This window comes from Aeromonas popoffii, assembly GCF_037818705.1.
Lineage (GTDB): Bacteria > Pseudomonadota > Gammaproteobacteria > Enterobacterales > Aeromonadaceae > Aeromonas > Aeromonas popoffii.
Genome location: NZ_CP149129.1, coordinates 2,094,113 through 2,117,397, shown reverse-complemented (window position 1 = coordinate 2,117,397; position 23,285 = coordinate 2,094,113). Strand labels below are relative to the sequence as shown.

At 58.5% G+C, this 23,285-nt stretch carries 19 protein-coding genes; 11 read left to right on the top strand and 8 right to left on the bottom strand.

Annotated features, from left to right (window positions below):
• Nucleotide 1: 1 nt before the first annotated feature.
• The 7 genes from WJM78_RS09695 to WJM78_RS09665 all read right to left on the bottom strand — a co-directional run bounded on the left by WJM78_RS09695 (nucleotide 2) and on the right by WJM78_RS09665 (nucleotide 12,010).
• Nucleotides 2-4,843 (bottom strand): NAD-glutamate dehydrogenase, encoded by a 4,842-nt coding sequence (locus WJM78_RS09695; RefSeq protein ID WP_339015370.1) that lies wholly within the window; start codon nucleotides 4,841-4,843, stop codon nucleotides 2-4.
• Nucleotides 4,844-5,121: 278 nt separating this feature from the next.
• On the bottom strand, nucleotides 5,122-5,343 hold the full coding sequence (locus WJM78_RS09690; RefSeq protein ID WP_042037798.1) for a DUF2835 family protein: 222 nt from the start codon (nucleotides 5,341-5,343) through the stop codon (nucleotides 5,122-5,124).
• A 119-nt stretch (nucleotides 5,344-5,462) separates the two neighbouring features.
• The gene (gene pepN / locus WJM78_RS09685) at nucleotides 5,463-8,087 is read right to left on the bottom strand and encodes an aminopeptidase N (RefSeq protein WP_339015369.1); all 2,625 of its coding nucleotides are present in this window, start codon (nucleotides 8,085-8,087) and stop codon (nucleotides 5,463-5,465) included.
• A gap of 137 nt (nucleotides 8,088-8,224) precedes the next feature.
• Complete coding sequence (gene prc / locus WJM78_RS09680) at nucleotides 8,225-10,240, bottom strand: carboxy terminal-processing peptidase (RefSeq protein WP_339015368.1); 2,016 nt, start codon at nucleotides 10,238-10,240, stop codon at nucleotides 8,225-8,227.
• Nucleotides 10,241-10,248: 8 nt separating this feature from the next.
• Nucleotides 10,249-10,881 (bottom strand): RNA chaperone ProQ, encoded by a 633-nt coding sequence (gene proQ, locus WJM78_RS09675; RefSeq protein WP_042037804.1) that lies wholly within the window; start codon nucleotides 10,879-10,881, stop codon nucleotides 10,249-10,251.
• Between the two features lie 101 nt (nucleotides 10,882-10,982).
• Nucleotides 10,983-11,441, bottom strand: coding sequence for a GAF domain-containing protein (locus WJM78_RS09670; RefSeq protein ID WP_042037805.1), 459 nt, complete (start codon nucleotides 11,439-11,441; stop codon nucleotides 10,983-10,985).
• Nucleotides 11,442-11,551: 110 nt separating this feature from the next.
• The gene (locus tag WJM78_RS09665) at nucleotides 11,552-12,010 is read right to left on the bottom strand and encodes a hypothetical protein (protein ID WP_339015366.1); all 459 of its coding nucleotides are present in this window, start codon (nucleotides 12,008-12,010) and stop codon (nucleotides 11,552-11,554) included.
• 282 nt (nucleotides 12,011-12,292) lie between these two features.
• Here WJM78_RS09665 and ccoN point away from each other — a divergent pair, with 282 nt between their 5' ends.
• The 11 genes from ccoN to ttcA all read left to right on the top strand — a co-directional run bounded on the left by ccoN (nucleotide 12,293) and on the right by ttcA (nucleotide 22,489).
• Nucleotides 12,293-13,717, top strand: coding sequence for a cytochrome-c oxidase, cbb3-type subunit I (ccoN, locus tag WJM78_RS09660; protein WP_042037808.1), 1,425 nt, complete (start codon nucleotides 12,293-12,295; stop codon nucleotides 13,715-13,717).
• A 16-nt stretch (nucleotides 13,718-13,733) separates the two neighbouring features.
• Entirely contained in the window at nucleotides 13,734-14,348 is a 615-nt protein-coding gene (gene ccoO / locus WJM78_RS09655; protein WP_042037809.1) for a cytochrome-c oxidase, cbb3-type subunit II, read from the top strand.
• Between the two features lie 12 nt (nucleotides 14,349-14,360).
• The gene (locus WJM78_RS09650) at nucleotides 14,361-14,540 is read left to right on the top strand and encodes a CcoQ/FixQ family Cbb3-type cytochrome c oxidase assembly chaperone (protein ID WP_005315611.1); all 180 of its coding nucleotides are present in this window, start codon (nucleotides 14,361-14,363) and stop codon (nucleotides 14,538-14,540) included.
• Complete coding sequence (gene ccoP, locus WJM78_RS09645) at nucleotides 14,540-15,517, top strand: cytochrome-c oxidase, cbb3-type subunit III (RefSeq protein WP_339015362.1); 978 nt, start codon at nucleotides 14,540-14,542, stop codon at nucleotides 15,515-15,517. The genes WJM78_RS09650 and ccoP overlap by 1 nt, the downstream gene beginning before the upstream one ends.
• A gap of 129 nt (nucleotides 15,518-15,646) precedes the next feature.
• Nucleotides 15,647-16,135, top strand: coding sequence for a FixH family protein (locus WJM78_RS09640; protein ID WP_042037814.1), 489 nt, complete (start codon nucleotides 15,647-15,649; stop codon nucleotides 16,133-16,135).
• A gap of 93 nt (nucleotides 16,136-16,228) precedes the next feature.
• Nucleotides 16,229-18,625: a heavy metal translocating P-type ATPase gene (locus WJM78_RS09635; protein ID WP_339015821.1), complete on the top strand. Its 2,397-nt coding sequence runs from the start codon at nucleotides 16,229-16,231 to the stop codon at nucleotides 18,623-18,625.
• A 112-nt stretch (nucleotides 18,626-18,737) separates the two neighbouring features.
• Complete coding sequence (ccoS, locus tag WJM78_RS09630) at nucleotides 18,738-18,926, top strand: cbb3-type cytochrome oxidase assembly protein CcoS (protein ID WP_339015360.1); 189 nt, start codon at nucleotides 18,738-18,740, stop codon at nucleotides 18,924-18,926.
• Complete coding sequence (locus WJM78_RS09625) at nucleotides 18,910-19,596, top strand: sulfite exporter TauE/SafE family protein (protein ID WP_339015358.1); 687 nt, start codon at nucleotides 18,910-18,912, stop codon at nucleotides 19,594-19,596. Before ccoS ends, WJM78_RS09625 begins: the two co-directional genes overlap by 17 nt.
• A gap of 68 nt (nucleotides 19,597-19,664) precedes the next feature.
• A complete protein-coding gene (locus WJM78_RS09620) occupies nucleotides 19,665-20,420 on the top strand; it encodes an FNR family transcription factor (RefSeq protein ID WP_042037817.1) in 756 nt (251 codons plus the stop codon).
• A 130-nt stretch (nucleotides 20,421-20,550) separates the two neighbouring features.
• A complete protein-coding gene (uspE, locus tag WJM78_RS09615; RefSeq protein ID WP_108535424.1) occupies nucleotides 20,551-21,498 on the top strand; it encodes a universal stress protein UspE in 948 nt (315 codons plus the stop codon).
• 82 nt (nucleotides 21,499-21,580) lie between these two features.
• Nucleotides 21,581-22,489: a tRNA 2-thiocytidine(32) synthetase TtcA gene (gene ttcA / locus WJM78_RS09610; RefSeq protein ID WP_339015355.1), complete on the top strand. Its 909-nt coding sequence runs from the start codon at nucleotides 21,581-21,583 to the stop codon at nucleotides 22,487-22,489.
• Between the two features lie 79 nt (nucleotides 22,490-22,568).
• Here the strand turns inward: ttcA and WJM78_RS09605 are convergent, their stop codons facing one another.
• Nucleotides 22,569-23,249, bottom strand: a complete 681-nt coding sequence (locus tag WJM78_RS09605) for a DUF2987 domain-containing protein (protein ID WP_339015353.1) — start codon at nucleotides 23,247-23,249, stop codon at nucleotides 22,569-22,571.
• Between the last annotated feature and the right edge of the window lie 36 nt (nucleotides 23,250-23,285).

Here is a 23,285-nt window from a genome sequence, read left to right as displayed (position 1 = left end):
GTTATGCCGAGGTTCGGCAATTCAACTGGAGCAGGTTCAACTCTCGCAAGGCCACCGAGAACTTGGCGAACTCGTGGGTGCTCGTGGTCTTGAAGTCGGCCAACATATGGGTCCAACGGGACAAGAGTTGCTCATGCTCCGAAATCCAGTCGGCCAGTATGGTAGCGCATTCTCCCTGATCTTTGCACCCTTCCAGTACCACAGATGTGAGACTGCGTTGCTGCCAGTCCAGATCTTCACGGAAGGAGGCCCGTGCCATCGCCTGCCAGTGGTTGCCCACCGGCTGATGGTTGATCTGCTCGAGGAACCAGTGCAGATCGAGCTTGGCACCGAGGCGATAGTAGACGTTGGCGGCGCGCAATATGTCGGTCTTGTGCTCCGCGGCAATCTGTGCCAAATCCAGGCTGGAGAAGAGGCTGCTCATATGGGCCACCTGACGGGCGATGGCATCCGGCACCTGCTTGGCCACCAGCGCAGCGACTGCCTGCTGGTGCTCGGCGACCTCGCTTTCGTCCATCACCTCGTAGAGGTGGGTCGCCAGGGTCTCGAACGCCGGGCGGAAGAACGCGATGTTCTCAGCGATGCTCCAGCTGCGATTGCGGGCACGCAGGAACCAGCGGGTGGCGCGGCGCACGATGCGACGGCTGTAGAACATCAGTTCGAGCTGGATCTGGGCATCCACCTGGTTGTCGCACCCTTCGATGTCACGCCACAGGGCCCCTAAGCCAAACACCTCGCGGGCCATGGCGAAACAGCAGGCCACTTCGGCCACCGAGGCGCCTGTCTCGTCCTTCATCCGGCTGGCGAAGTTGAGCCCCATGTCATTGACCAGCATGTTGGCCACCCGGGTCGCAATGATCTCGCCCCGCAGCGGATGCTGGGCCAGCTGGGCACCGAACTGCTGCTGCAGCTTGGTCGGGAAGCTGGTGACCAGCATGTTGGCCAGGAAGGGCTCCTCGGTGACCTCCGAGCAGTTGAGCTGCTCCTTGAGCACCATCTTGCCGTAAGCCACCAGCACCGCCAGCTCGGGACGGGTCAGGCCCTGCCCTGCCGCCATCCGCTCGGACAGCTCCTCATCAGAGGGCAGGAACTCCAGCCCCCGATCCAGCTTGCCTTCGCGCTCCAGCCCCTGGATAAAGCGTTGCTGCTCCTTGAGCTGCTCGGTACCCCGGAAACTGGTGACCGAGATGGACTGGGACTGGCGGTAGGCGTTGGTGATGACAATCTGCGCCACGTCGTCGGTCATCTCATAGAGCATCTGGTTACGCTGCTTGAGGGTCAGATCGCCAGCGGCCACCAGCTGGTTGAGCAGGATCTTGATGTTGACCTCGTTGTCGGAGCAATCCACCCCGCCCACGTTGTCGGTAAAATCGGTGTTGATGCGACCGCCCTGACTGGCGTATTCCACCCGGCCGAGCTGGGTAAAACCCAGGTTGCCACCCTCACCGACTATGTGAGCACGCAGATCACGACCATTGACCCGCAGCACGTCGTTGCTGCGATCCCCCACTTCGGCATCGCTCTCGCGAGAACTCTTCACATAGGTGCCGATGCCCCCGTTCCAGAGCAAGTCCACATTCAGGCAGAGCAGCGCCTTGATCAGCTCGTTCGGCGCCATGCTGGCCTTGTCGGTACCGAGCAGGGTCTGGATCTGCGGGCTCAGCTTGATGGACTTGGCTGAGCGCAGGAAGATGCCGCCTCCTGCCGAAATGAGGTCGCGGTTATAGTCATCCCAGCTGGAACCCGGCAGCTCGAACAGCCGTTTGCGCTCGACAAAGCCCTTGGCCGCATGGGGCGTCGGGTCGATGAAAATGTGTATGTGGTTGAAGGCGCCCACCAGCTGGGTGTGCTCGGAGAGCAGCATGCCGTTGCCAAACACGTCCCCCGCCATGTCGCCGATGCCCACGCAGGTGAAATCGGTGGTCTGGCAGTTGATGCCGATCTCACGGAAGTGGCGCTTGACCGACTCCCAGGCGCCGCGCGCCGTGATACCCATCTTCTTGTGGTCATAACCGACCGAGCCGCCGGAGGCGAACGCATCGCCGAGCCAATGACCATATTCCTGGCTTATCTGGTTGGCGATGTCGGAGAAGGTAGCGGTGCCCTTGTCGGCCGCCACCACCAGGTAGTAGTCATCCTCGTCGTGGCGTACCACGGATGTTGGCGGGATCACCTCCCCCTGGATGATGTTGTCGGTCACATCGAGCAGACCACGGATGAACAGGCGATAGCAGGCCTTGCCCTCCTCCTGGATGACGGCGCGGGCCGCCCCCACCGGCATCTGTTTGCAATAGAAGCCGCCCTTGGCACCGACCGGCACTATCACTGTGTTCTTCACCTGCTGCGCCTTGACCAGACCCAGCACCTCGGTACGGAAATCTTCCTTGCGATCGGACCAGCGCAAACCACCACGGGCAACCTTGCCCCAGCGCAGATGCACCCCTTCCACCCGAGGTGAATAGACGAAGATCTCGAATTTCGGCAGCGGCAGCGGCATGTCGGTGATGCTGGAGGGCGCCAGCTTGAAGGAGACGTACGGCTTGACCTGACCATCCTTGTCCAGCTGGTAGTAGTTGGTACGCAGGGTGGCGTCAATCATCTCCACATAGCGGCGGATGATGCGATCGTCATCCAGGTTCGCTACCTGATCCAGCTTGGCGGCCAGCTGCTCGTGGAGCTTGGCCTGTACCTTGGCATCCTGTTTGCCAGCCGGGTCGAGGCGCTGCTCGAACAGGGTAAACAGCAGCTGGGCGATGTCGGGATAACGGGTGAGCGTCTCTTCGATGTAAGACTGACTGAAGGAGACACCGGTCTGGCGCATGTACTTGGCGTAGGCACGCAACACCGAGACCTGACGGCCGGTCAGGCTGGCACCCAGGACCAGACGGTTGAAACCGTCATCTTCCAACTCCCGGCTCCAGACGGCCGCGAATGCCTGCTGGAAGCGCTGTTGGCTCTGTTCCAGATCAAACGGCTGATCGCCACGTAGCAGCATGGAGAAATCGAGGATCCAGAACACATCCCCAGCAGGGGTACGGACCTGATACGGGGTCTCGCCAATTACCCGCAGCCCCATGTTTTCCAGCATGGGCAGCACATCGGAGAGGTGAATGGGTTCGGTGCGGTGGAACAGCTTAAGGCGGACCCGGCGATCGTTCTCTTCCTCCTGGGCACGGTAGAACAGCATGCCAAGGGAATGGGTTTCACTGAGATTGTCCAGCTCAATGATGTCGGCCACGGCGGAGCCCGGCAATACATCTTCCTTGTAGGCACGGGGGAAGGCGGTGCTGAAACGACGACGCAGGGCATTGCCACGGGCCTCGCCATAATGGGTCAGCAGCACGGAGTCGAGTCGGTCGTCCCAGCTACGGGCCGCTTCAATCAGGTTGTTCTGTACTTCGTTCACGTCCACATCCACGTTGTTATTGTTGACCCTTACTATGTAATGGGTCCGCGCCAGCACGCCTTCGGAGAAGTAGACGTTGAATTCCACCTCTTCGCTGCTGCCGAAATACTTCTGCAGGATCTGCTGGGTCTTGACCCGCAGCGCCGTGTTGTAGCGCTCCTTGGTGACATAGACCATGCAGGAGAAGAAACGACCGTAGAGATCGCGGCGCACGAACAGCCGCAGCATGTCCCGCTCCTGCATCTCCAGCACGCCGAGACCGGTGGCCAGCAGCTCCTCTTCGCGCGCCTGGATCAGCTCATCGCGGGGATAGGTTTCCAGCACGTTGAGTAGGGCCTTGTAGGCGTGAGAGCCCTTCTCATGACCGGACGAGGCCATGATGCGCGCCAGCCGGTGGCTGATGAGCGGGATCTGGGTCGCACTGGTGTTGTAGATGGAAGAGGCATAGAGACCGATGAAGCGATCCTCCCCCACTACCTTGCCGTGCTCGTCAAAACGCTTGATGCCGATGTAATCCACATAGGCCGGACGGTGAACCCGGGACTTGCTGTTGGACTTGGTGAGGATCAGCAAATCAGAGCTCAGGGCCGCATGACGAGCACTGGCCGGCATGTTGCCAAGGCGCTGCCTCTCATCCTTGATGGAATTCTTCATCAGTCCCAGGCTGGAGTCCGACAACGGCAGGATCTCGTGATCCCCTTCCACCGCCTTGACGTCGTAGCGGCGATAGCCCATCAGGGTGAAGTTATGGGCGGCCACCCACTTGAGGAAGGCAACACAGGAGGCGACATCCTCCTTGCTGACCGGGCTCTTGCGCTTGGGCAGCTCGTCAATGATCTCGTTCAGGCGACCCAGCATGGGCTGCCAGTCGCCGACCGCCAGGGCCACTTCACCGGCAACCGAGTTGAGCTCGGCGGCCAACGCCTCCATCTGATCGTCACTGGTCAAGTGATCGATCTCGATAAGGAAGGCGGTTTCGACCGATGTCTGCCCTGCCGTGTTGTCGAGATCCAGAATGGCGCTGATCTTGCCATCCGCACCACGGATCAGGTGCAGCGGCTGGTGCAACATCATGTGGGCCGTGATGTTGAGGCGCTTGAGGGTCATGCGGATGGAGTCCACCAGAAAGGGGGAGTCCTGCAGTATGATCTCGACGATGGTGTGGGGAGACTGCCAGCCGTGGCGGGTCAGCTCGGGATTGTAGACCCGGATGTAGGGCTCCGTGCTGGTACGCTGGTTGAGCGCATTCCACAGGCTGAGCGCGGCGCCGTAGAGATCGCTGTCATTGCGATCATGCAGATCGGTGCTGGCCATGTTGCCGTAGAACTTGGCAACGAAGCACTCGACCAGGGAGGCACTCTTCTTGGGCAACTTCTGATGGATCAGGCTGAGAACGTTTTCGAGCAGAACTGAGGTAGGGGCGTCTTTCAATGCCATTGCTATATTCCTTATCGGACGACATTAACCACCGACGGAAAGACATCCACCCTAGATGCCCACCGGTACAGAGTTGCTGCGCAGTGTAATGTCTTGGATCAAGGAAGGCGAGAAAAGGTGATAAGGAGATGTTAAAAACAAGGGGCAGATCACGGCTTGAGCTGTGAAAAATTTTGCCAATTTAGCAAAAAACAGAAAATCCCACTGGATGAACACGAATTTACCAGATAGATAGTGATTGAAAGCAGATAATTACTCGGGATCCTGTTCAGATTTTGTTAATTTATGCGTTCCAGGCTGATAAAGCGATAATCATCCTGGGTGTTCAGCCGAAAATAGCCGTATACACCATTGATAGCGACGAATGGCCGGATTTTTTCCAAGGCCAACTCTATGGTCAGACCCTGCTCGGTACGCACCACCAGCCGTCTGGCATGGCCCTGATACATCAGCATGATCTCATCGCTGTTGAGCGACAGCCGGAAAGTAAACTGCTTCACTGTGACTCCTGATAAAAAACACCTATGGACGGCCACCACAGAGCGATCGCGCCGGTACCTTGACATCCTGCGCGACAAACAGGGCAGGAGAGCCGGCTCCCCTGCCCTGCACCACTCGATTACTGCTGCAACGCCTTGCTTATCTTTTCGAACAGATCCCGTGCCAGCCCGTCCAGGTTGAACAGCCGGAGCAGCTCTGCGCGGATCAGCGCCTTGCGTGCCTCATCCAGTCGTTTGAACTGGATGAGCGGGGTGATGAGGCGAGACGCCACCTGAGGATTGACTTCGTTGAGCTCGATCAGCAGGTCGGTCAGGAAGCGGTAACCACTGCCGTCGACGGCGTGGAACTGTACCTGGTTGTTCATGGCAAAGCTGCCGATCAGCGCACGCAGCCGGTTCGGGTTGCGAATGCTGAAGGTGGGGTGGGCCATCGCCTGGCGCACCTCGACCAGCACGTCGGCGGCAGGTTTGCTGCCCACCAGCCGCAGCCAGTTGTCCAGTACCAGTCCATCCCTGGCCCACTTGCCCTCGAAGTCCGCCAGTAAGGCAGCCCGACATGGCAGCAGATAGCCGTTGGCCACCTGCAGCGCCGCCAGGGTATCCGTCATGTTGTCGGCATCCGCATACTGCTCGCGCACCAACGCATCGGCATGCCCGGTATTCAGTGCCGCCAGATAACCGAGCACCACTCCTTTGAGGGCCCGTTTGGCCATATCGGCGTGCACCACCTGATAACCGGTCAAACGCAGGCGCTGGTAAGTGGCCGTCAGCCTGGCACCGAACGCCTGCGCCAGCGAGGTGTGAATGGTATCCCGCGCCTGATGGATGGCATCGATATCGGCCACCTCGAACAACTCGGCTAGGGTAGCCTCCCCCGGCAGCGCCAGGATCTCCGCCTTGAGAGCCGGGTCCAGCTCGTCATCGTCCAAAATGGCGACAAAAGCTGCCAGCAGGGTCTGGGAGAGCTCAACCCCCTGCCCGTGCTGGACCCGTGCCACCCCGTCGATGACCGCCTTGTTGAACAGCATCTGGGCTGCATCCCAGCGGGCAAACTCGTTGCGGGCAAAGCGCATCAGAAAGGCGAGCGCTTCATCGCTGTAGTCGTAGTGCAGCTTGACCGGTGCGGAGAAGTCCCGCAGCAGGGAGGGAACCGGCTTGACCGGCACCTGATCGAACACGAAGGTCTGCACCTCGTCCAGCACGTCGAGCACGTTACCGATGGCCTTGCCCTGATATTGCAGCGCAATGACGGCACCTTGTTCGTCATAGAGCTCGATGTCCAGCGGGATGTGCAACGGCAGTTTTTGCGGCTGATCCTGGGTCGGCGGGGTGTGCTGGCTCACATGGAGGCGATAAACGCCGCTGGCGGCATCGTACTCGTCAGTGACGGTCAGCTCCGGCGTGCCGGACTGGCTGTACCAGCGGCGGAAACGGCCGAGATCCACACCGGAAGCATCCTCCATCGCCTGCACGAAATCATCGCAGGTGACCGCCTGGCCATCGTGGCGCTCGAAGTAGAGCTTCATCCCGGCTTGGAAGTTGGCTTCCCCCAGCAGGGTGTGCAGCATGCGGATCACTTCCGAGCCTTTCTCGTAAACGGTCAGGGTGTAGAAGTTGTTCATCTCTATCACCCCATCCGGGCGGATGGGGTGTGCCATGGGACCGGCGTCCTCGGCAAACTGCGGACCACGCACGGTACGCACATTGTTGATGCGGTTGACCCCGCGTGAACCCAGATCGGAGGAAAACTCCTGATCCCGGAACACGGTCAGCCCCTCTTTGAGGCTGAGTTGGAACCAGTCACGGCAGGTAACGCGGTTGCCGGTCCAGTTGTGAAAGTATTCGTGGCCGATCACCCGCTCGATACCGTGGTAGTCGACGTCGGTAGCGGTAGCCGGATTGGCCAGCACGAACCTGGAGTTGAAGATGTTGAGTCCCTTGTTCTCCATGGCGCCCATGTTGAAAAAATCCACCGCCACGATCATGTAGATGTCGAGGTCATATTCGAGGCCGAAGCGCTGTTCGTCCCAGCGCATGGAGTGGATAAGGCTCTCCATGGCAAAGCCGGCACGGTCCAGATTGCCCTTGTCGACGAAGATCTCGAGGGCGACCTTGCGGCCGCTTTTGGTGGTGTAGTGGCTACGCTCTACATCGAAATCACCGGCCACCAGCGCAAACAGGTAGCTCGGTTTGGGGAAGGGATCCTGCCACTGCACGAAATGGCGGCCGCCATCGAGCTCACCGCTGTCGACCTTGTTGCCATTGGAGAGCAGGAAGGGATATTTGGCCTTGTCGGCAGTGATGCGGGTGCTGTAGCGCGCCAGGATGTCGGGCCTGTCCAGGTAATAGGTGATCCGGCGGAATCCTTCGGCCTCACACTGGGTGCAGTAGGCATCGCCAGACTTGTAAAGCCCTTCCAGGGCAGTGTTGGCGGCAGGATCCAGCAGGGTAACGACTGTCAGCACGCATTCGGCCGGCAGGTTGAACAGCGTCAGGCTGCTCTCCCCCTGCTCATACTCTTGATAAGGCACGCCATCCACACTGACGCTGTGCAGGGAGAGTCCCTCCCCATCCAGTACCAGCGGCGCATTGTGTTCACCGTTGCGACGCAGACGGGAGATGGCGGTGACCTGGGTCAGCGGCTCCTGCAGTTGAAAATCGAGATCTATGCTGTCGATCCAGTAGAGCGGAGCCTGATAATCCTGGCGATATTTGGCCGTCATGGCCTGGGAGTGATCGGTCATTATTGTTTGCTTCCACGCTTGTAATTGACGTGTCAGAGGCTGTCACAACCGGTTGGCAGGGTCAAATAGTTTGCATTCAGCCAAAAGAAAGGGCGACCTGAGTCGCCCTTGTATACATGCTTTTTCACAAACCAACGTCAGCCCTGCTTGCTGAGTCTGGCCAGATCCGCCGTGATATTGGCAGCCTCAACCAGATACTCGTCGGGGGCTTCAAAATCCGCCGGCAACTCGTCGAGACTCTTCACCGCAGGCTTGCCAAGGCGAGCCAGGCGCTCATTGGTGCGCGTCAGCGCCTTCTCGTCCTGTTTGGCCTGATCAGCCAGACGCTCCGCCTCGTTGAGGGAGACCGACTTCTTGTCCTTCTCCTCCTTGTAGTCGGCGATGTCCTGCATCACATAGGCAAACTCGGGATCCTTGGTGATCCGCGCATCGTGCGCCGACTGTAGCTTGGGCAACACACTGACGAAGTTACCGAGCTTCTCGTAGCTGGCCGAGGCTATCTTGTCCCACGGCAGCGCGTTGAACTCACGGCTCTCGCCCGTCTCTTCCGGGGCGACCGCGGTGGGGAAGCGGATGTCAGGTGCCACGCCCTTGTTCTGGGTGCTGCCACCGTCGATCCGGTAAAACTTGGCGATGGTGTACTGCACGTGACCCAGTGGCTGCTCGTAGAAGTCATAGACCTTGGCGAGGCTGCGATGCTGCTGCACTGTGCCCTTGCCGAACGAGTTTTCACCCAGGATCAGGGCGCGGCCATAATCCTGCATGGCAGCTGCGAAAATCTCGGAGGCCGAGGCACTGTAGCGGTCAATCATCACCGACATGGGGCCGCCGTAGTAGACGTTGCCATCGTCATCGCCATTGACCGTGATGCGGCCCATGTGATCACGAATTTGCACCACGGGACCGCTGGCGAAGAAGAGACCGCTCAGGGCGGAGGCTTCGGTCAGCGCACCACCGCCGTTACCGCGCAGATCGATGATCAGACCATCGATATTCTGCTTGTTCAGGCTGGAGAGCTCCTTGATCACGTCGTCGTGCAGATTGACGTAGAAACTCGGGATCTCGATGACGCCAATCTTCTTGCCTTCGGCGTTAATCACCTTGGACTTGGCGGCTCTGTCTTCCAGGCGCACCTTGTCGCGGGTCAGCTCAATCTGCTCGGTCTTGACGGTCGCGCCTTTACCGCGCTGGATCTCCAGCTTCACCTTGCTGCCTTTTGGCCCCTTGATGAGTTCGACCACGTCATCGAGACGCCAGCCGATCACATCGACAATCTTGCCATCGTCCTGCCCTACCCCGGTTATCTTGTCATCGGGCTTGAGGTGATTGGACTTGGCGGCCGGGCCACCCGGTACCAGGGAGCGAATCACGGTGAAATCATCATCCGCCTGCAACACGGCACCTATGCCTTCCAGCGAGAGGTTCATCTCGGTGTTGAAGCGATCGGCATTACGCGGGGATAGATAACTGGTGTGCGGCTCGATGGCACGGGCGAAGGAGTTCATGAATAGCTGGAACACGTCCTCGCTCTCGGTCTGGGACATCCGCTTGATGGCATTGTTGTAACGCTTGCCAAGCAACTCCTTGATCTCGGGCCACTCCTTGCCACTGAGCTTGAGGCTCAGGGCATCGAACTTGACACGCTGACGCCACAACTCGTTGAGTTCTGCTTCGTCTTTGGGCCAAGCCACCCCTTCCCGATCAAAGATGTAATTGTCGGGCTGGGTAAAATCGAAAGGAGTATCGAGCAGTTTGAGGGCGTATTCGAACCGCTCATAACGCCGCTGCTGACTCAGATTGAACATCTCGTAGGCAGGTGCCAGCCGTCCTCTTTCGAAGTCGGTGTCAAAACCGTTACGGTACTTTTCAAAGCGGCTGATATCAGAGGCCAAAAACAGGTTTCTGCTGTAGTCCAGATTCTCCAGATACTTGTCGTAAATCACGGAGGAAAAGGTATCGTCCAGCTTGAACTGCTTGTAATGCGAGCGGGTAAACAGATTGGCAATTCGCTTGCTAGCCGTAGCATGTTGGCTCTCTTGAGCCAACACAGGCAAATCACTTTCCTTGAGCACCGGCTCGATGGCCTGTGCAAGCCCGGCAAGCGCCAGGCTACAGGCAACGAGGGAAAAACGAATTACGCCATGCTTCAACATTTGTCTCCTTAGAGAACCAGATGCTCAAATTTGACCCGCAGCATCATGCCGGTCTGCAGTTGGACCTGAACGTCATCCTTGGTCACTTCCTTGATGGTCGCCGGTACAGGAGACTTGCCCAGCACGACCCTGACGCCTTGATCCACTTTCAGATTAGCAGCATCGACCTTCACCAGCGGCGCATCGGCAACGGGGGCCTTGGGTGCGGCTTTGGGCTTGTCAGATTTGGCGACAGCATCAGCCTTGCGCGGGGCAGGACGACGGGGCTGCTTGGCCTTCTCTTCTTTAGTATTGGTACGACGGCTGGCAAAGACGCGTTCTTTGCTCTCTTTCAGGGCTTGCTTGGCATGTTCGATGTGCTCTTCGGTGAGCAGTTCACCCGGATTTCCGTCCAGATCGACACGGGCCTGGCCAGCCTTAAGGCCATGCAGGTAACGCCAGCTGGAGGTGTATTGACGCAGTGCAGAGCGCAGCATGGTCTTGGATACTCTGGCGTCGTCAGCAAGACGCTCGGCCAAATCCTGGAAGATGCCAATCTTGAGTGGCTTGGCCTCTCCTTCAGCGATGAAGCAGGCCGGGAATTTCTCGACCAGGTAGGCAACGATCTCTTTACTGTTCTTCAGCTTCTCAGTGTTTTCCATGTATAACCTTGGCTTTCATATAAACGCGCGGGCACGCCCGAGCACAACAAAGGCCCCATTATAGAGAGCTTGGGGCCTTTTGCGAACCATCAAGCAATGACTTAGAGCATGCTTTCCAAAATTTGCACTGTTTCTTCCAACCCAATCCGGTCTTCTGCGTCAAAACGGTTGAAAATTGGGCTATCGATATCCAGCACGCCAATGATCTCGCCACCACGGCGCACCGGGATCACGATTTCCGAGTTGCTGGCGCCATCGCAAGCGATATGCCCTTCAAATTGATGCACATCGTCAATGAGCTGGGTTTGCCCCTCAGCAACCGCAGTGCCGCATACCCCACGGCCGACCGGAATACGTACGCAGGCCGGTTTGCCCTGGAACGGACCGAGCACCAGGGTATCTCCCTGCAACAGGTAAAAACCCACCCAGTTGATCTCGGCCAGCTCCTGATTAAGCAGCGCGGACAGGTTGGCCAGATTGGCAATCAGATCGGTTTCCCCCTCCAGCAACGCCTTGGCCTGCTGGTTGAGGGTGCGATAAAACGGTTGTTTTTCAATCATGATTAAATGAACTTCACTCCCTGATAATCTGTGCAAGGTAACGCCCTGCCTGAAAATTTCAAATCTATTTTCACCTTCACCCCCCTCCTTTTCTTCATAAAGGCAGCCATTCAACGACTGACCGAGAGTTCCAACTGCTGGCGCTGGCCATTGTTCCACTCGATATTGAGCAGCCAGACCATCACTGCCGAGGTGCAGGAACCCACCAGGGCCGACCCCTGCCAGCCGCGATCTGCAGGCTCGAAACTGACCGGTATGGTACCCATGAACATGTCTCGCCCCTCCAGCCAGGCTTTCACCGGTTTCAAGGCGGGATCCCCCCCCTGAAGCAGTATCACGAAGTCATGTTCGGCCTGCACCGGCAAGGAGGCGACGCTGACGGTCATCGGTTTGTCGCCCACCAACAGGCTGCAGGAGGCGTGGGACAGATCACAAATCTGATCTTTTTCTGCCCCTGCCACCGCCGTCTGCCCCCCGCCAAACCAGGTTCGATAAGCAACCAATCCGAGCAAAATGGCCAGAACGATCGCCAAATGGGCAATTTTGCGTGAAGTGAGTCTCTCTTTCATGAAAAAACAACCTTTTAAGATGCCTTAAAAATGACATTTTCGTGATCTCGCGCAAGGTAAATAATTGAGCAGGCGAGACCAGTCGGAGCCAAATATATCACTGTTTATACTGTTATTTTACCTGTCACTTCAGTATCATTCCCAACGAATTTTCATTTAGCTACTTTTTGCTTTTCCTTTTATTAACAGTTGTTAACAGAAGGTTGGCAGTAGCCAATGATGTCGGTCCATGTCACTGGACAAAAAATCAAACAACAGCAGCATCGGAAGCGGAATACAACGATGAGCCATATAACTAACCATCCTGAGTACAACTACACCGTTGTTCGCCAGTTCACCGTCATGACGATTGTCTGGGGAATTGTCGGCATGTCGGTTGGCGTACTGATCGCAGCCCAGTTGATCTGGCCTGCCCTCAACTTCGAGACCCCGTGGCTGACTTACAGTCGTCTGCGGCCCCTCCATACCAACGCAGTGATCTTCGCCTTCGGCGTCAGCGCACTGATGGCCACCTCGTTTTACGTGGTGCAACGCACCTGTCAAACCAGACTGTTTTGTGGCCCCCTGGCGACCTTCGTTTTCTGGGGCTGGCAGGCAATCATCCTGTCTGCCGCCATTTCGCTGCCGCTGGGATACACCACCTCCAAGGAGTACGCAGAGCTGGAATGGCCGATCGATATCGCCATCGCCATCGTCTGGGTCGCCTACGCCGTCGTTTTCTTCGGCACCCTGGTCAAACGTACCACCTCCCACATCTATGTGGCGAACTGGTTCTTTGGCGCCTTCATCATCACGGTGGCCGTGCTCCACATCGTCAATAGCATGGCCGTGCCGCTTTCCGGCATGAAGTCCTACTCCATGTATTCCGGTGTCATGGATGCCATGGTGCAGTGGTGGTATGGCCACAACGCGGTAGGCTTCCTGCTGACCGCCGGCTTCCTCGGGATGATGTACTACTTCGTGCCCAAGCAGGCGGGTCGTCCGGTTTACTCCTACCGCCTCTCCATCGTGCACTTCTGGGCGCTGATCTCCCTCTATATATGGGCCGGTCCGCACCACCTGCACTATACCGCGCTGCCTGACTGGGCCCAGTCGCTGGGCATGGTCATGTCCCTGATCCTGTTCGTCCCCTCCTGGGGTGGCATGATCAACGGCATCATGACCCTCTCCGGCGCCTGGCACAAACTGCGTTATGACCCCATTCTGCGCTTCCTGGTCGTGTCCCTGTCGTTCTACGGCATGTCCACCTTCGAAGGCCCCATGATGGCGATCAAGACGGTCAACGCCCTCTCCCACTACACCGACTGGACCGTAGGTCACGTCCACTCAGGCGCACTGGGTTGGGTTGCCATGGTATCCATCGGCGCCGTGTATCACCTGATCCCGAACCTGTTCGATCAGGGTCGCATGTACAGCATCCGCTTGATCAACGTGCACTTCTGGCTGGCCACCGTGGGCACAGTGCTCTACATCGTATCCATGTGGATTTCCGGCGTGATGCAGGGTCTGATGTGGCGTGCGGTCAACGACGACGGCACCCTGACCTACAGCTTCGTGGAATCGCTGCAGGCCTCTTATCCCTTCTACTTCGTGCGCTTCCTGGGTGGCTGCTTCTTTGTCACCGGTATGTTGCTGATGGCCTACAACGCCTATCGCACCATCACTGCGCCCAAGGGTTCCCTGGAACCTGTCGCACAGCCAGCATGATTGAAGAGGTCAACGCATGAGCAACAAAAACCGTCACGAGATCTTTGAAAAGAGCGTTCCCATGCTGGTGGTCGGCATCATATTTGCCATCAGCCTGGGGGGCCTGGTCGAAATCACCCCCCTGTTCTTCCAAAAGCAGACCACTGAGCCGGTAGAGGGCCTCCTGCCCTACTCTGCCCTGCAGATGGAAGGCCGCGATATCTTTATCCGCGAAGGCTGCTCCGTTTGTCACAGCCAGATGATCCGTCCGCTTCGCGCTGAAATTGAGCGTTACGGCCACTACTCGGTCGCGGGTGAAAGCGTGTGGGAGCACCCCTTCCTTTGGGGCTCCAAGCGTACCGGCCCGGATCTGGCCCGTGTGGGCGGTCGCTATTCAGACGACTGGCACCGCGCTCACCTGATCAACCCGCGCGATGTGGTACCCGAGTCCAACATGCCGTCCTTCCCCTGGCTCGACACCAATGTCCTGACCGGTGAACTGACCGGGAAGAAACTGGCGCTGTTCCGGGATCACTTCGGCGTGCCTTACAGCGACGCTGACATCCAGGGTGCAGCTGAAGCCGTTAAGGGTAAAACCGAACTGGATGCACTGGTAGCCTATCTGCAATCACTGGGTCATGCCCTGAAATAAAGGAGTCAGGATATGGATTACGGCACATTTCGCGGCCTTTATACCCTGCTGTTGATGGCCATCATGATCGGCATCATCGTCTGGGCATACAGCAAGCGCCGCAAGGCCTCTTTCGACGAGGCTGCCAACTTGGTGTTTGCCGACGACGAGCAACCCGGTGCTGATAACAAGAACGCAGGAGCGAAACAATAATGAGCACTTTGTTTAGCATTTTTGTGACCGTCCTCAGCCTGGGGACCATACTTGGCTGCTTCTTGCTGCTGGTGTGGTGCTTGCGCGACAAAATGGGCGTGGAGGAGGGCAAGTCCATGGGACACTCCTTCGACGGTATCGAAGAGATGAACAACCCGCTGCCGAAGTGGTGGACCTACATGTTCTTCTTCTTCATCGTCACCGGTCTGCTCTATCTGCTGGCCTTCCCGGGGCTGGGTAACTGGAAGGGTCTGCTGGCCTGGCAGAGCTCCAACCAGGATGTTCGCTCGCTGGCCGAGTCCAAGGCTGCGGCGGCCTCCGCCAAGGCTGAAGGTCGGGCGGTGGAGTTTGACCGCGAACTGGTCAAGGCTGACGAGATCTACGGCGCCAAGTTCCGAGAGCTGGCCTATCAGGCCGATGGCAAGACCTATCGCGCCATTGAAGAGATCGCCGCCGATCCAGAAGCGCGCAAGGTGGGTCAGCGTCTGTTCCTGCAGAACTGCTCCCAGTGCCACGGTTCCGATGCCCGCGGCGGTCGCGGTTTCCCGAACCTGACCGACAGCGAATGGCAATGGGGTGGTCAACCGGATCAGATCAAGACCACCATCATGGACGGTCGTCATGGTGTGATGGCTGCCTGGGGTGAAATCCTCGGCAAGGACGGCGTTCAGGAAGTGGCCTCCTATGTGTTGAGCCTCTCCGGTCGCAAGGTCGATCTGGTGGAAGCGAAGAAAGGTGAAGCCCGCTTTGCTATCTGCGCAGCCTGCCACGGGGCCGATGCCAAGGGCGGTATCGCCGTCGGGGCACCGGATCTGACCAACAATATCTGGCTGTATGGCGGTTCCCGTCAGGTGGTCGAGCAGACCATCACCCACGGTCGTCACGGCGTCATGCCAGCCTGGAGGGATATTCTGGGCGAAGACAAGGTGCACCTGCTCGCCTCCTACGTTTATAGTTTGTCCCACAACAACATGTAAAATAAGCAGTAACATGTGATAAGCACGTGATTACTCAGCAAAAAGCCTCGACTCTTCGAGGCTTTTTGTTATCTTGTGTTGGCTGGAAAGCCTCCATTCTGTTAATCATACGTTTCGGTAGCACTCACTATGTCCCAACCCTGGTATCGCCAATTTTGGCCCTGGTTCATCATCACCCTCCCGGCCGCCGCCGTGATCGCCAGCATCAGCACTGGCATCATCGCCAGCAAGGATGGCGTCAACCTGGTCGCCGAAGACTATTACAAGCAAGGCAAAGAGATTAATCAGGACCTGAGCAAGTTCCGTCGCTCCGAAGCCCTCAACATTCACATCGCGCTGGAAGTGAATGACAAGGAGCTGACCCTCAAACCCCTCTCGGGAGAGATTGCCCCCGGTCAGGCCCTCTACCTTTCCCTATTCCATCCGACCCTGGCCGGCATGGACAGCGAGCACATGGTGACGGCTGACGCCAGCGGCGTCTATCGCCTGCCGCTCGATAAACCATTGAATGGGAAATGGCATATCCGGGTCGATGCCCTCAATCACGAATGGCGTCTGCAAGAGACAGTCCAGCTCCCGACCAAGGCGCCCGTAGAACTCGATCCCAAAGGACGTTAAGCCATGACTGGCGGTTTTCACCCTGGCGACGCAGCTTCCCGCCAGCACGCCCCATGCCTAGATCGCTTACCTTGCCTCCCAGGGCAAGACGCCATCAACGCTTGTTTCCATTGCGGTGAGCCGGTACCCGCCGGCAGTCGCTATGCACTCGAGATCAAGGGCATAGTCCAACCCATGTGCTGCCCCGGCTGTCAGGCGGTGGCAGAAACCATCATGGAGTGTGGCCTCTCCAGCTATTACGAGCACCGCACAGCGCCCGGTATCAAGGGTGAACTGGTCCCGCAAGAGCTGGCTGCCCTCACCCACTACGATCTGACCGAGGTACAGCAGGATTTCGTCACCGACAGCGGCACGGGCAGCCACAGGATGCGCGAGATCCTGCTCAGCGTGGAAGGGCTAACTTGCGCCGCCTGCGCCTGGCTCATCGAGCGTCATCTGACAGGCCTTGCCGGCCTGCATTACATCAACGTCAATACCACCACTCACCGTGCGCGCATCAAGTGGGATCCGGACAGGCTTGCCTTGAGCGACATCCTCAAGGGGTTCGCCAAAATAGGCTATCGTGCCTACCCATTCCAGACCCACACCCAGGAAGCGCTCTACGCCAAAGAAGTGCGCAGCTACATGTTCCGGCTGGCACTGGCGGGCTTGGGGTCAATGCAGGTGATGATGTGCGCCGTGGCGCTCTACATGGATCTCTTCATCAGCGTCGAGGATGAGTTCATGGTCTACTTCAAGTGGATAAGCCTGCTGCTCTCCACCCCCATCATGATCTATTCGGCCCAGCCATTTTACGTGGGAGCCTGGCGCAGCCTGAAACAGGGCCACCTCTCCATGGACGTGTCGGTATCGCTGGCACTGATTGGCGCCTTCGTCGCCTCCATGTGGGCCACCGTCTTCAACACCGGCGAGGTCTATTTCGACTCCATCACCATGTTCGTCTTCTTCTTGCTGCTGGGACGTTTTCTGGAGTTACGGGCCCGGCGCAAGGCGTCCGAGTCCAGCTCCAACCTGGCGCGGCTGGTGCCCATCATGGCCACGCGCATCGATGAAGATGGCGAGCATGAGGTGGCAGCCAAGATGCTGCAGGTAGGAGACAGGATACGGGTACTGGCCGGCGCCACCCTGCCGGCCGATGGTCTCATCGTCGAGGGACAGGCAAGCCTTAATGAATCCATGCTGACCGGTGAACAGTTGCCGCTGCTCAAGCAGGTGGGTGACAGCGTTTATGCCGGTACCATCAACACGGATGCACCGCTCCAGATCCGGGTCAGCCACCGTATCGAGGAGTCGCGCATCGCCCAGATCATGCGACTGCAGGATCATGCCCTCGATGACAAACCGGCCATCGCACAGATGGCGGATCAGCTGTCGCGCCACTTTATTCTGGTGCTGCTGATCATTGCCGCTGCGGTCTGGACCTTCTGGCACTTCCATCAGCCGGAGCAGGCCTTCTGGGTCACCCTGGCCGTGCTGGTTGCCACCTGCCCCTGCGCCCTGTCGCTGGCCACGCCGACTGCGCTCACTTCGGCCACCGCCAATCTGACCCGCAACGGCATTCTGCTGCGCCGTGGCCATGTGCTGGACGTGCTGACCAAGGCTAACCGGATCGTGATGGACAAAACAGGCACCCTGACCACAGGCAACATCAGCCTGATCAGCACCACGGCGCTGGCCGAGCTGAGCGAGGCCCAGTGCCTCTCCATCGCCCGCGCGCTGGAAGCCTACTCAGAACATCCCATCGCTCGCGCCTTTCGCAGCAAGGCGGCGGACGAAGCTGTGTTGCTGGCGGCAAGTGAGGTGACGCCCGTCATAGGTCACGGCATTCAGGGCAAGATCGCAGGCCAGCATTACCGTATCGGCAGCGCACGCTGGCTGTCCCTGCCCGCCGGGCAGACGGCCAGCCAGGGCCTTGCCATCTATCTGGCCGATGAATCCAGGCTGCTGGCCCGTTTCATCCTGGCAGATACATTGCGCCCGGATGCCAGGGCGCTGATCCAGGCTTTCAAGGCCGCCGGTCTGCAGACCACCATACTCACGGGTGACAGCTCGGCCCAGGCCGACGAGGTGGCCCGCGAACTCGGGGTCGATGAACTGGTGAAAGGGGTCACGCCGGATGGCAAGCTGGCCTATCTCAAGGAACATGAGGCCCGCGGCGATATCAACATCATGGTGGGGGATGGCATCAACGATGCCCCCGTGCTGGCCGGTGCCCACGCCTCCTTCGCCATGGCAGGCGGCACGGATCTGGCCAAGAACAGCGCCGATGCCATACTGCTGGCCGACGATCTCTCCCGCCTGCTGGAAGCGCGCACCCTGGCCATTCGCACCCGCAAGATCATCCAGGAGAACTTCGCCTGGTCCATCGGCTACAACCTGCTGGTGCTGCCGCTCGCGGCCAGCGGCTGGTTGCCACCCTATGTGGCGGCGGCGGGCATGTCTCTGAGCTCCCTCATCGTGGTCACCAACTCCATGCGGCTCAATCGCTGAGCCATGGGCGCATGCATACGCACGATAAAAAGGAGCCCGCGTTTGCCGGGCTCGCCGGGCCCCAGGCCACCAACGGATATATCATGACCACTCTCATCGCAAGGCTTGCACCATGAACATCATCTTCGTCCTTATCCCCATCGCCATCCTGTTTGTCATCATCGCCGGCGCCCTCTTCTTCTGGGCCATTCGCTCCGAGCAGTTTGAAGATCTCGACCGCCAGGGCTCCAATATCCTGTTCGATGAAGACTGCCCCGCCCAGAAAACCAGCAAGCATACATCCGATGACCGCCAGCCTTGATCTTATCGGGGCCCTGCTGGTGGGGCTGGCGGGTTCAGGCCACTGCATCGGCATGTGTGGCGGCGTCTCGGCCGCCCTCTCCATGGCCATCCCCCCCGAGCAGCAGCACTTCTGGGGCCGGCTCGGTTACCTGCTCAACTACAACCTGGGCCGGATCCTCAGCTATGTGTTAGCCGGAGCTCTGGTGGGAGGCCTGCTGGCCACGACCAGCGAACTGGGTGCAGGCAAGCACGCTATCGCCGGCTTGCGGCTGGTGGCCGCGCTCTTGATGATAGCGCTCGGTCTCTACCTCGCCGGCTGGTGGCAGGGCATATTGCTGCTTGAGCGCATCGGCGCCCGACTCTGGCCTCGCATCAAACCGCTGGCGGGCAAGTTTCTCCCCTTCACCTCGGCCTGGCAGGCCTTTCCCTTTGGTATGGTGTGGGGCTGGCTGCCCTGTGGCCTGGTCTACTCCATGCTGACCTGGAGTGCGGCGGCGGGTTCCGCCGGTAGCGGTGCACTCATCATGCTCAGTTTCGGTATCGGGACCCTGCCGACACTGTTTGCACTGGGGGGGCTGGCAGACCGCCTGCGCTACTGGCTGACACTGCGCAGTTTGCGCCAGGGCGGCGCAGTTTTGCTCATCGCGTATGGGCTTCATACGCTCTGGATAGGGATTGCGTCCTTTTGAAACCCTATCCAAAACGGATGAGTTGATGGTAAACTTGTTTGATATAAATCAATTATTCGTATGAGCCTATGATCCCGGAAAAGAAACCTGGCAGACGTATTCAGAGCGGTGGCTGTGCAATTCATTGCCAGGATTGCAGCATCAGCCAGCTCTGCATTCCCTTCACCCTGAACGACAGCGAACTCGATCAGCTCGACAGCATCATTGAGCGAAAGAAGCCGATCCAGAAGGGTGAGGAGCTGTTCAAAGCAGGCGATGAGCTGAAATCGCTCTACGCGATCCGTTCCGGGACCATCAAGTCATACACCATCACGGAACAAGGCGATGAGCAGATCACCGCCTTCCACCTCGCCGGTGATCTGGTTGGTTTCGATGCTATTCATAAGCATGCCCATCCCTCCTTCGCCCAGGCGCTGGAAACGGCCATGGTGTGCGAGATCCCGTTCGACGTGCTCGACGAGCTCTCCGGCAAGATGCCCAAGTTACGTCAGCAGATCATGCGACTGATGAGCAACGAGATCATGGGCGATCAGGAGATGATACTGCTGCTCTCCAAGAAAAATGCCGAAGAGCGCCTCGCCGCCTTCCTGCACAATCTGTCGGTGCGTTTCTCCGAGCGTGGCTTCTCCGCCAAGGAGTTTCGCCTCTCAATGACCCGCGGTGATATTGGCAACTACCTCGGCCTCACCGTCGAGACCATCAGCCGTCTGCTTGGCCGCTTCCAAAAGTCCGAGCTCATCAGCGTCAAGGGCAAGTACATTACCGTGCTGGATCATGTGGCCCTCGGTATCATGGCTGGCGCCACCCGTCCTCCCAGCGGTTAATCTCCCTTTGTTGCCGGATCGGTTTACGCTGAATTTTGATCCGGCACACGTCTCCTTCCCTCCTCCTGAGCTAAGCTGTAATGGCTAAAGGTCTGCCATAATTGGTATTTTTGCCAAGGAGGAGGAGAACATGGTCAAGTACCGAAAAATCCTGGTCGTTATCAACCCGGAAGAAGAGCGGCAAATTGCCCTCGAACGTGCGGTCAAGGTGGCTGAGCTGGATGAAGGCGCTCAACTGACCCTGTTGCTCACCATTTACGACTTCTCGTACGAGATGACCGCCATGCTGTCGGTGGACGAACGGGAAGAGATGCGCCACGGCGTGATCGCCCAGCGCCGTGAATGGCTCGACGATATTCTGACACCCTACCGTGCCAAGGGGCTGGACTGCGAGATCAAGGTGGTCTGGCACAATCGTCCCTTCGAATGCATCATTCAGGAAGTGCTGGAGAACCGCCACGATCTGGTGGTCAAGGCGACTCACCATCACTCGTTTCTGCAAACCTTCATCTTCACTCCGACCGATTGGCACCTGCTGCGCAAGTGTCCCTGTCCCGTCCTGCTGGTCAAGGAGGGCCACTGGCAACGGGGCGGCAACATCATAGCTGCCATCAATTGTTCCAGTGACGATCAGGAGCAGAAACTGCTGAACGAGCGGATCACGGAGGAAGGGATCGCCATCGCCGAGCTGCTCGGCTCCAACCTCTACTTGGTCAACACCTATCCCGGCACCCCGGTCAACGTAGCCATCGAGCTGCCCGAGTTCGATCCCAACGCCTATAACGATGCCATTCGCAAGCACCATGAAAGTCTGCTGCTGAGCCATGCCGACAAATATGGGATCAGTCATCTGTGGACTCGGGTGGCGGAAGGTCTCCCGGAAGAGGTGTTGCCCGATCTGGCCGATAGCCTGCAGGCCACTCTGATGATCATGGGCTGCGTCGGTCGCACCGGCCTCTCTGCCGCCTTGCTCGGCAATACCGCCGAACATGTGGTGGATCGTCTCGCCTGCGACATGCTGATCCTCAAACCCGCCGATTACAGCAGCCCGGTAGACCGCCGGCGCAGTCAATCATAAGACGCCTTTCATCCTGGCATCTTGCCCTCCCCCGGGACATGGCTATAATAACGCGCTTATTTGTGTCCCGGGTTTTACGAGCATGCTAGAAGAGCTGAACGCCAAAGATAAATACAGTTTCAACAAACTGCAGAAGCGCCTGCGGCGCAACGTAGGTCAGGCCATTGCCGACTTCAACATGATTGAAGAGGGCGACAAGATCATGGTGTGCCTGTCCGGTGGCAAGGACAGCTTCGCCATGCTCGACATCCTGATGAGCCTCAAGGCAAGCGCCCCCATCCATTTTGATCTGGTGGCCGTCAACCTGGATCAGAAACAACCCGGTTTCCCCGAACACGTGCTGCCAGAGTACCTGGCCACCTTGGGCGTTGACTTCAAGATCGTCGAGGAAGACACCTATTCCATCGTCAAGGACAAGGTGCCGGAAGGCAAGACCACCTGCGCCCTCTGCTCCCGTCTGCGCCGTGGCATTCTCTATCGCACCGCCCAGGAACTGGGTTGCACCAAGATTGCCCTCGGCCATCACAGGGACGACATACTGGAGACCCTGTTCCTCAACATGTTCTACGGTGGCAAGCTCAAATCCATGCCGCCCAAGCTGGTGAGCGATGATGGCAAGAACGTGGTGATCCGCCCGCTGGCCTACTGCAAGGAGAAAGACCTGGTGCGCTATGCCGAGGTCAAGGCCTTCCCCATCATCCCCTGCAACCTGTGCGGCTCGCAGGAGAACCTGCAGCGTCAGGCCATCAAGCAGATGATGCAGGATTGGGATCGCCGCTTCCCCGGCCGGATCGAGACCATGTTCACCGCCATTCAGGACGTGATCCCGAGCCACCTGCTCGATCACAATCTGTTCGACTTCAAGAGCATCAACCGTGACTCAGGCATCATTGATGGTGGTGACAAGGCGTTTGATCCACCTGAACTGCCCAAGGCACCGCTGCTGGACATCGACGAGATGGACATGCTGGATGTGATTGAGGTGCGCTAAGCACGATAGACACACGCCCGCAGCAACAAAAAAGGAGCGCCTGGCGCTCCTTTTTTTATCTCACAGGCAAGCGGCTGGCTCACTCCTTGTGCAGCCAGGGGGTCAAGCGCAGTATGTCACCCTGCAGTTGCAGCGTGCCCGCGGCGAAATCCGCCAGTTGCGCGTTGCTGAGCAGCAGCTGCCCCCCTTGCCAGGAGAGCGGTTGCTGGCGGGCACCGTCGACGAGATAGGCGGTGCCAGTCGGCTGTATCAGAGTCACCCGCACGCCCGCCATCTCGGGCAGGAAATACTTGCCGACCATGCCAGCCAGCTTACTCAACAGGGCTTGCATATCCTGCTGACGCCTGACCACCTCAGCTACCTTGAGATCCCACTGGCTGCCTGACACGGGCTGCACATCGGCCATCACTTGCACTGACAGATCGCAGGCCGTGTGTTCGTCGGTCAACCCCACCACCACGGTCGCCTTGTCCAGATTGAGATCGTCGTCGTAGGGCAGCCGCAGCTCGCTGTCTACCGTCACCTCGGCGGCCACGTCCCGATCCAGGGTAAAGACCCGAGCCGAAGTGAGCAGGCAGTGCTGGCCATTTTGCTGATCGGTCAGGTAAAAGCCCAGCCTGGCGTGACCAAACTCCCCCTTGGCGAAGGTCTTCATCTGGCTGTAGAAGGTGCTGTACTGCAGATCCAGTGAAGGCTGCGCCAACCCCAGGGTGGGCAACAGCAACAAGCCTGCCGCCGCGCCAAGTCGAGTCCTCTTCATATGCCATCCTTTTGCATTGCGCACTCATGATGCGCT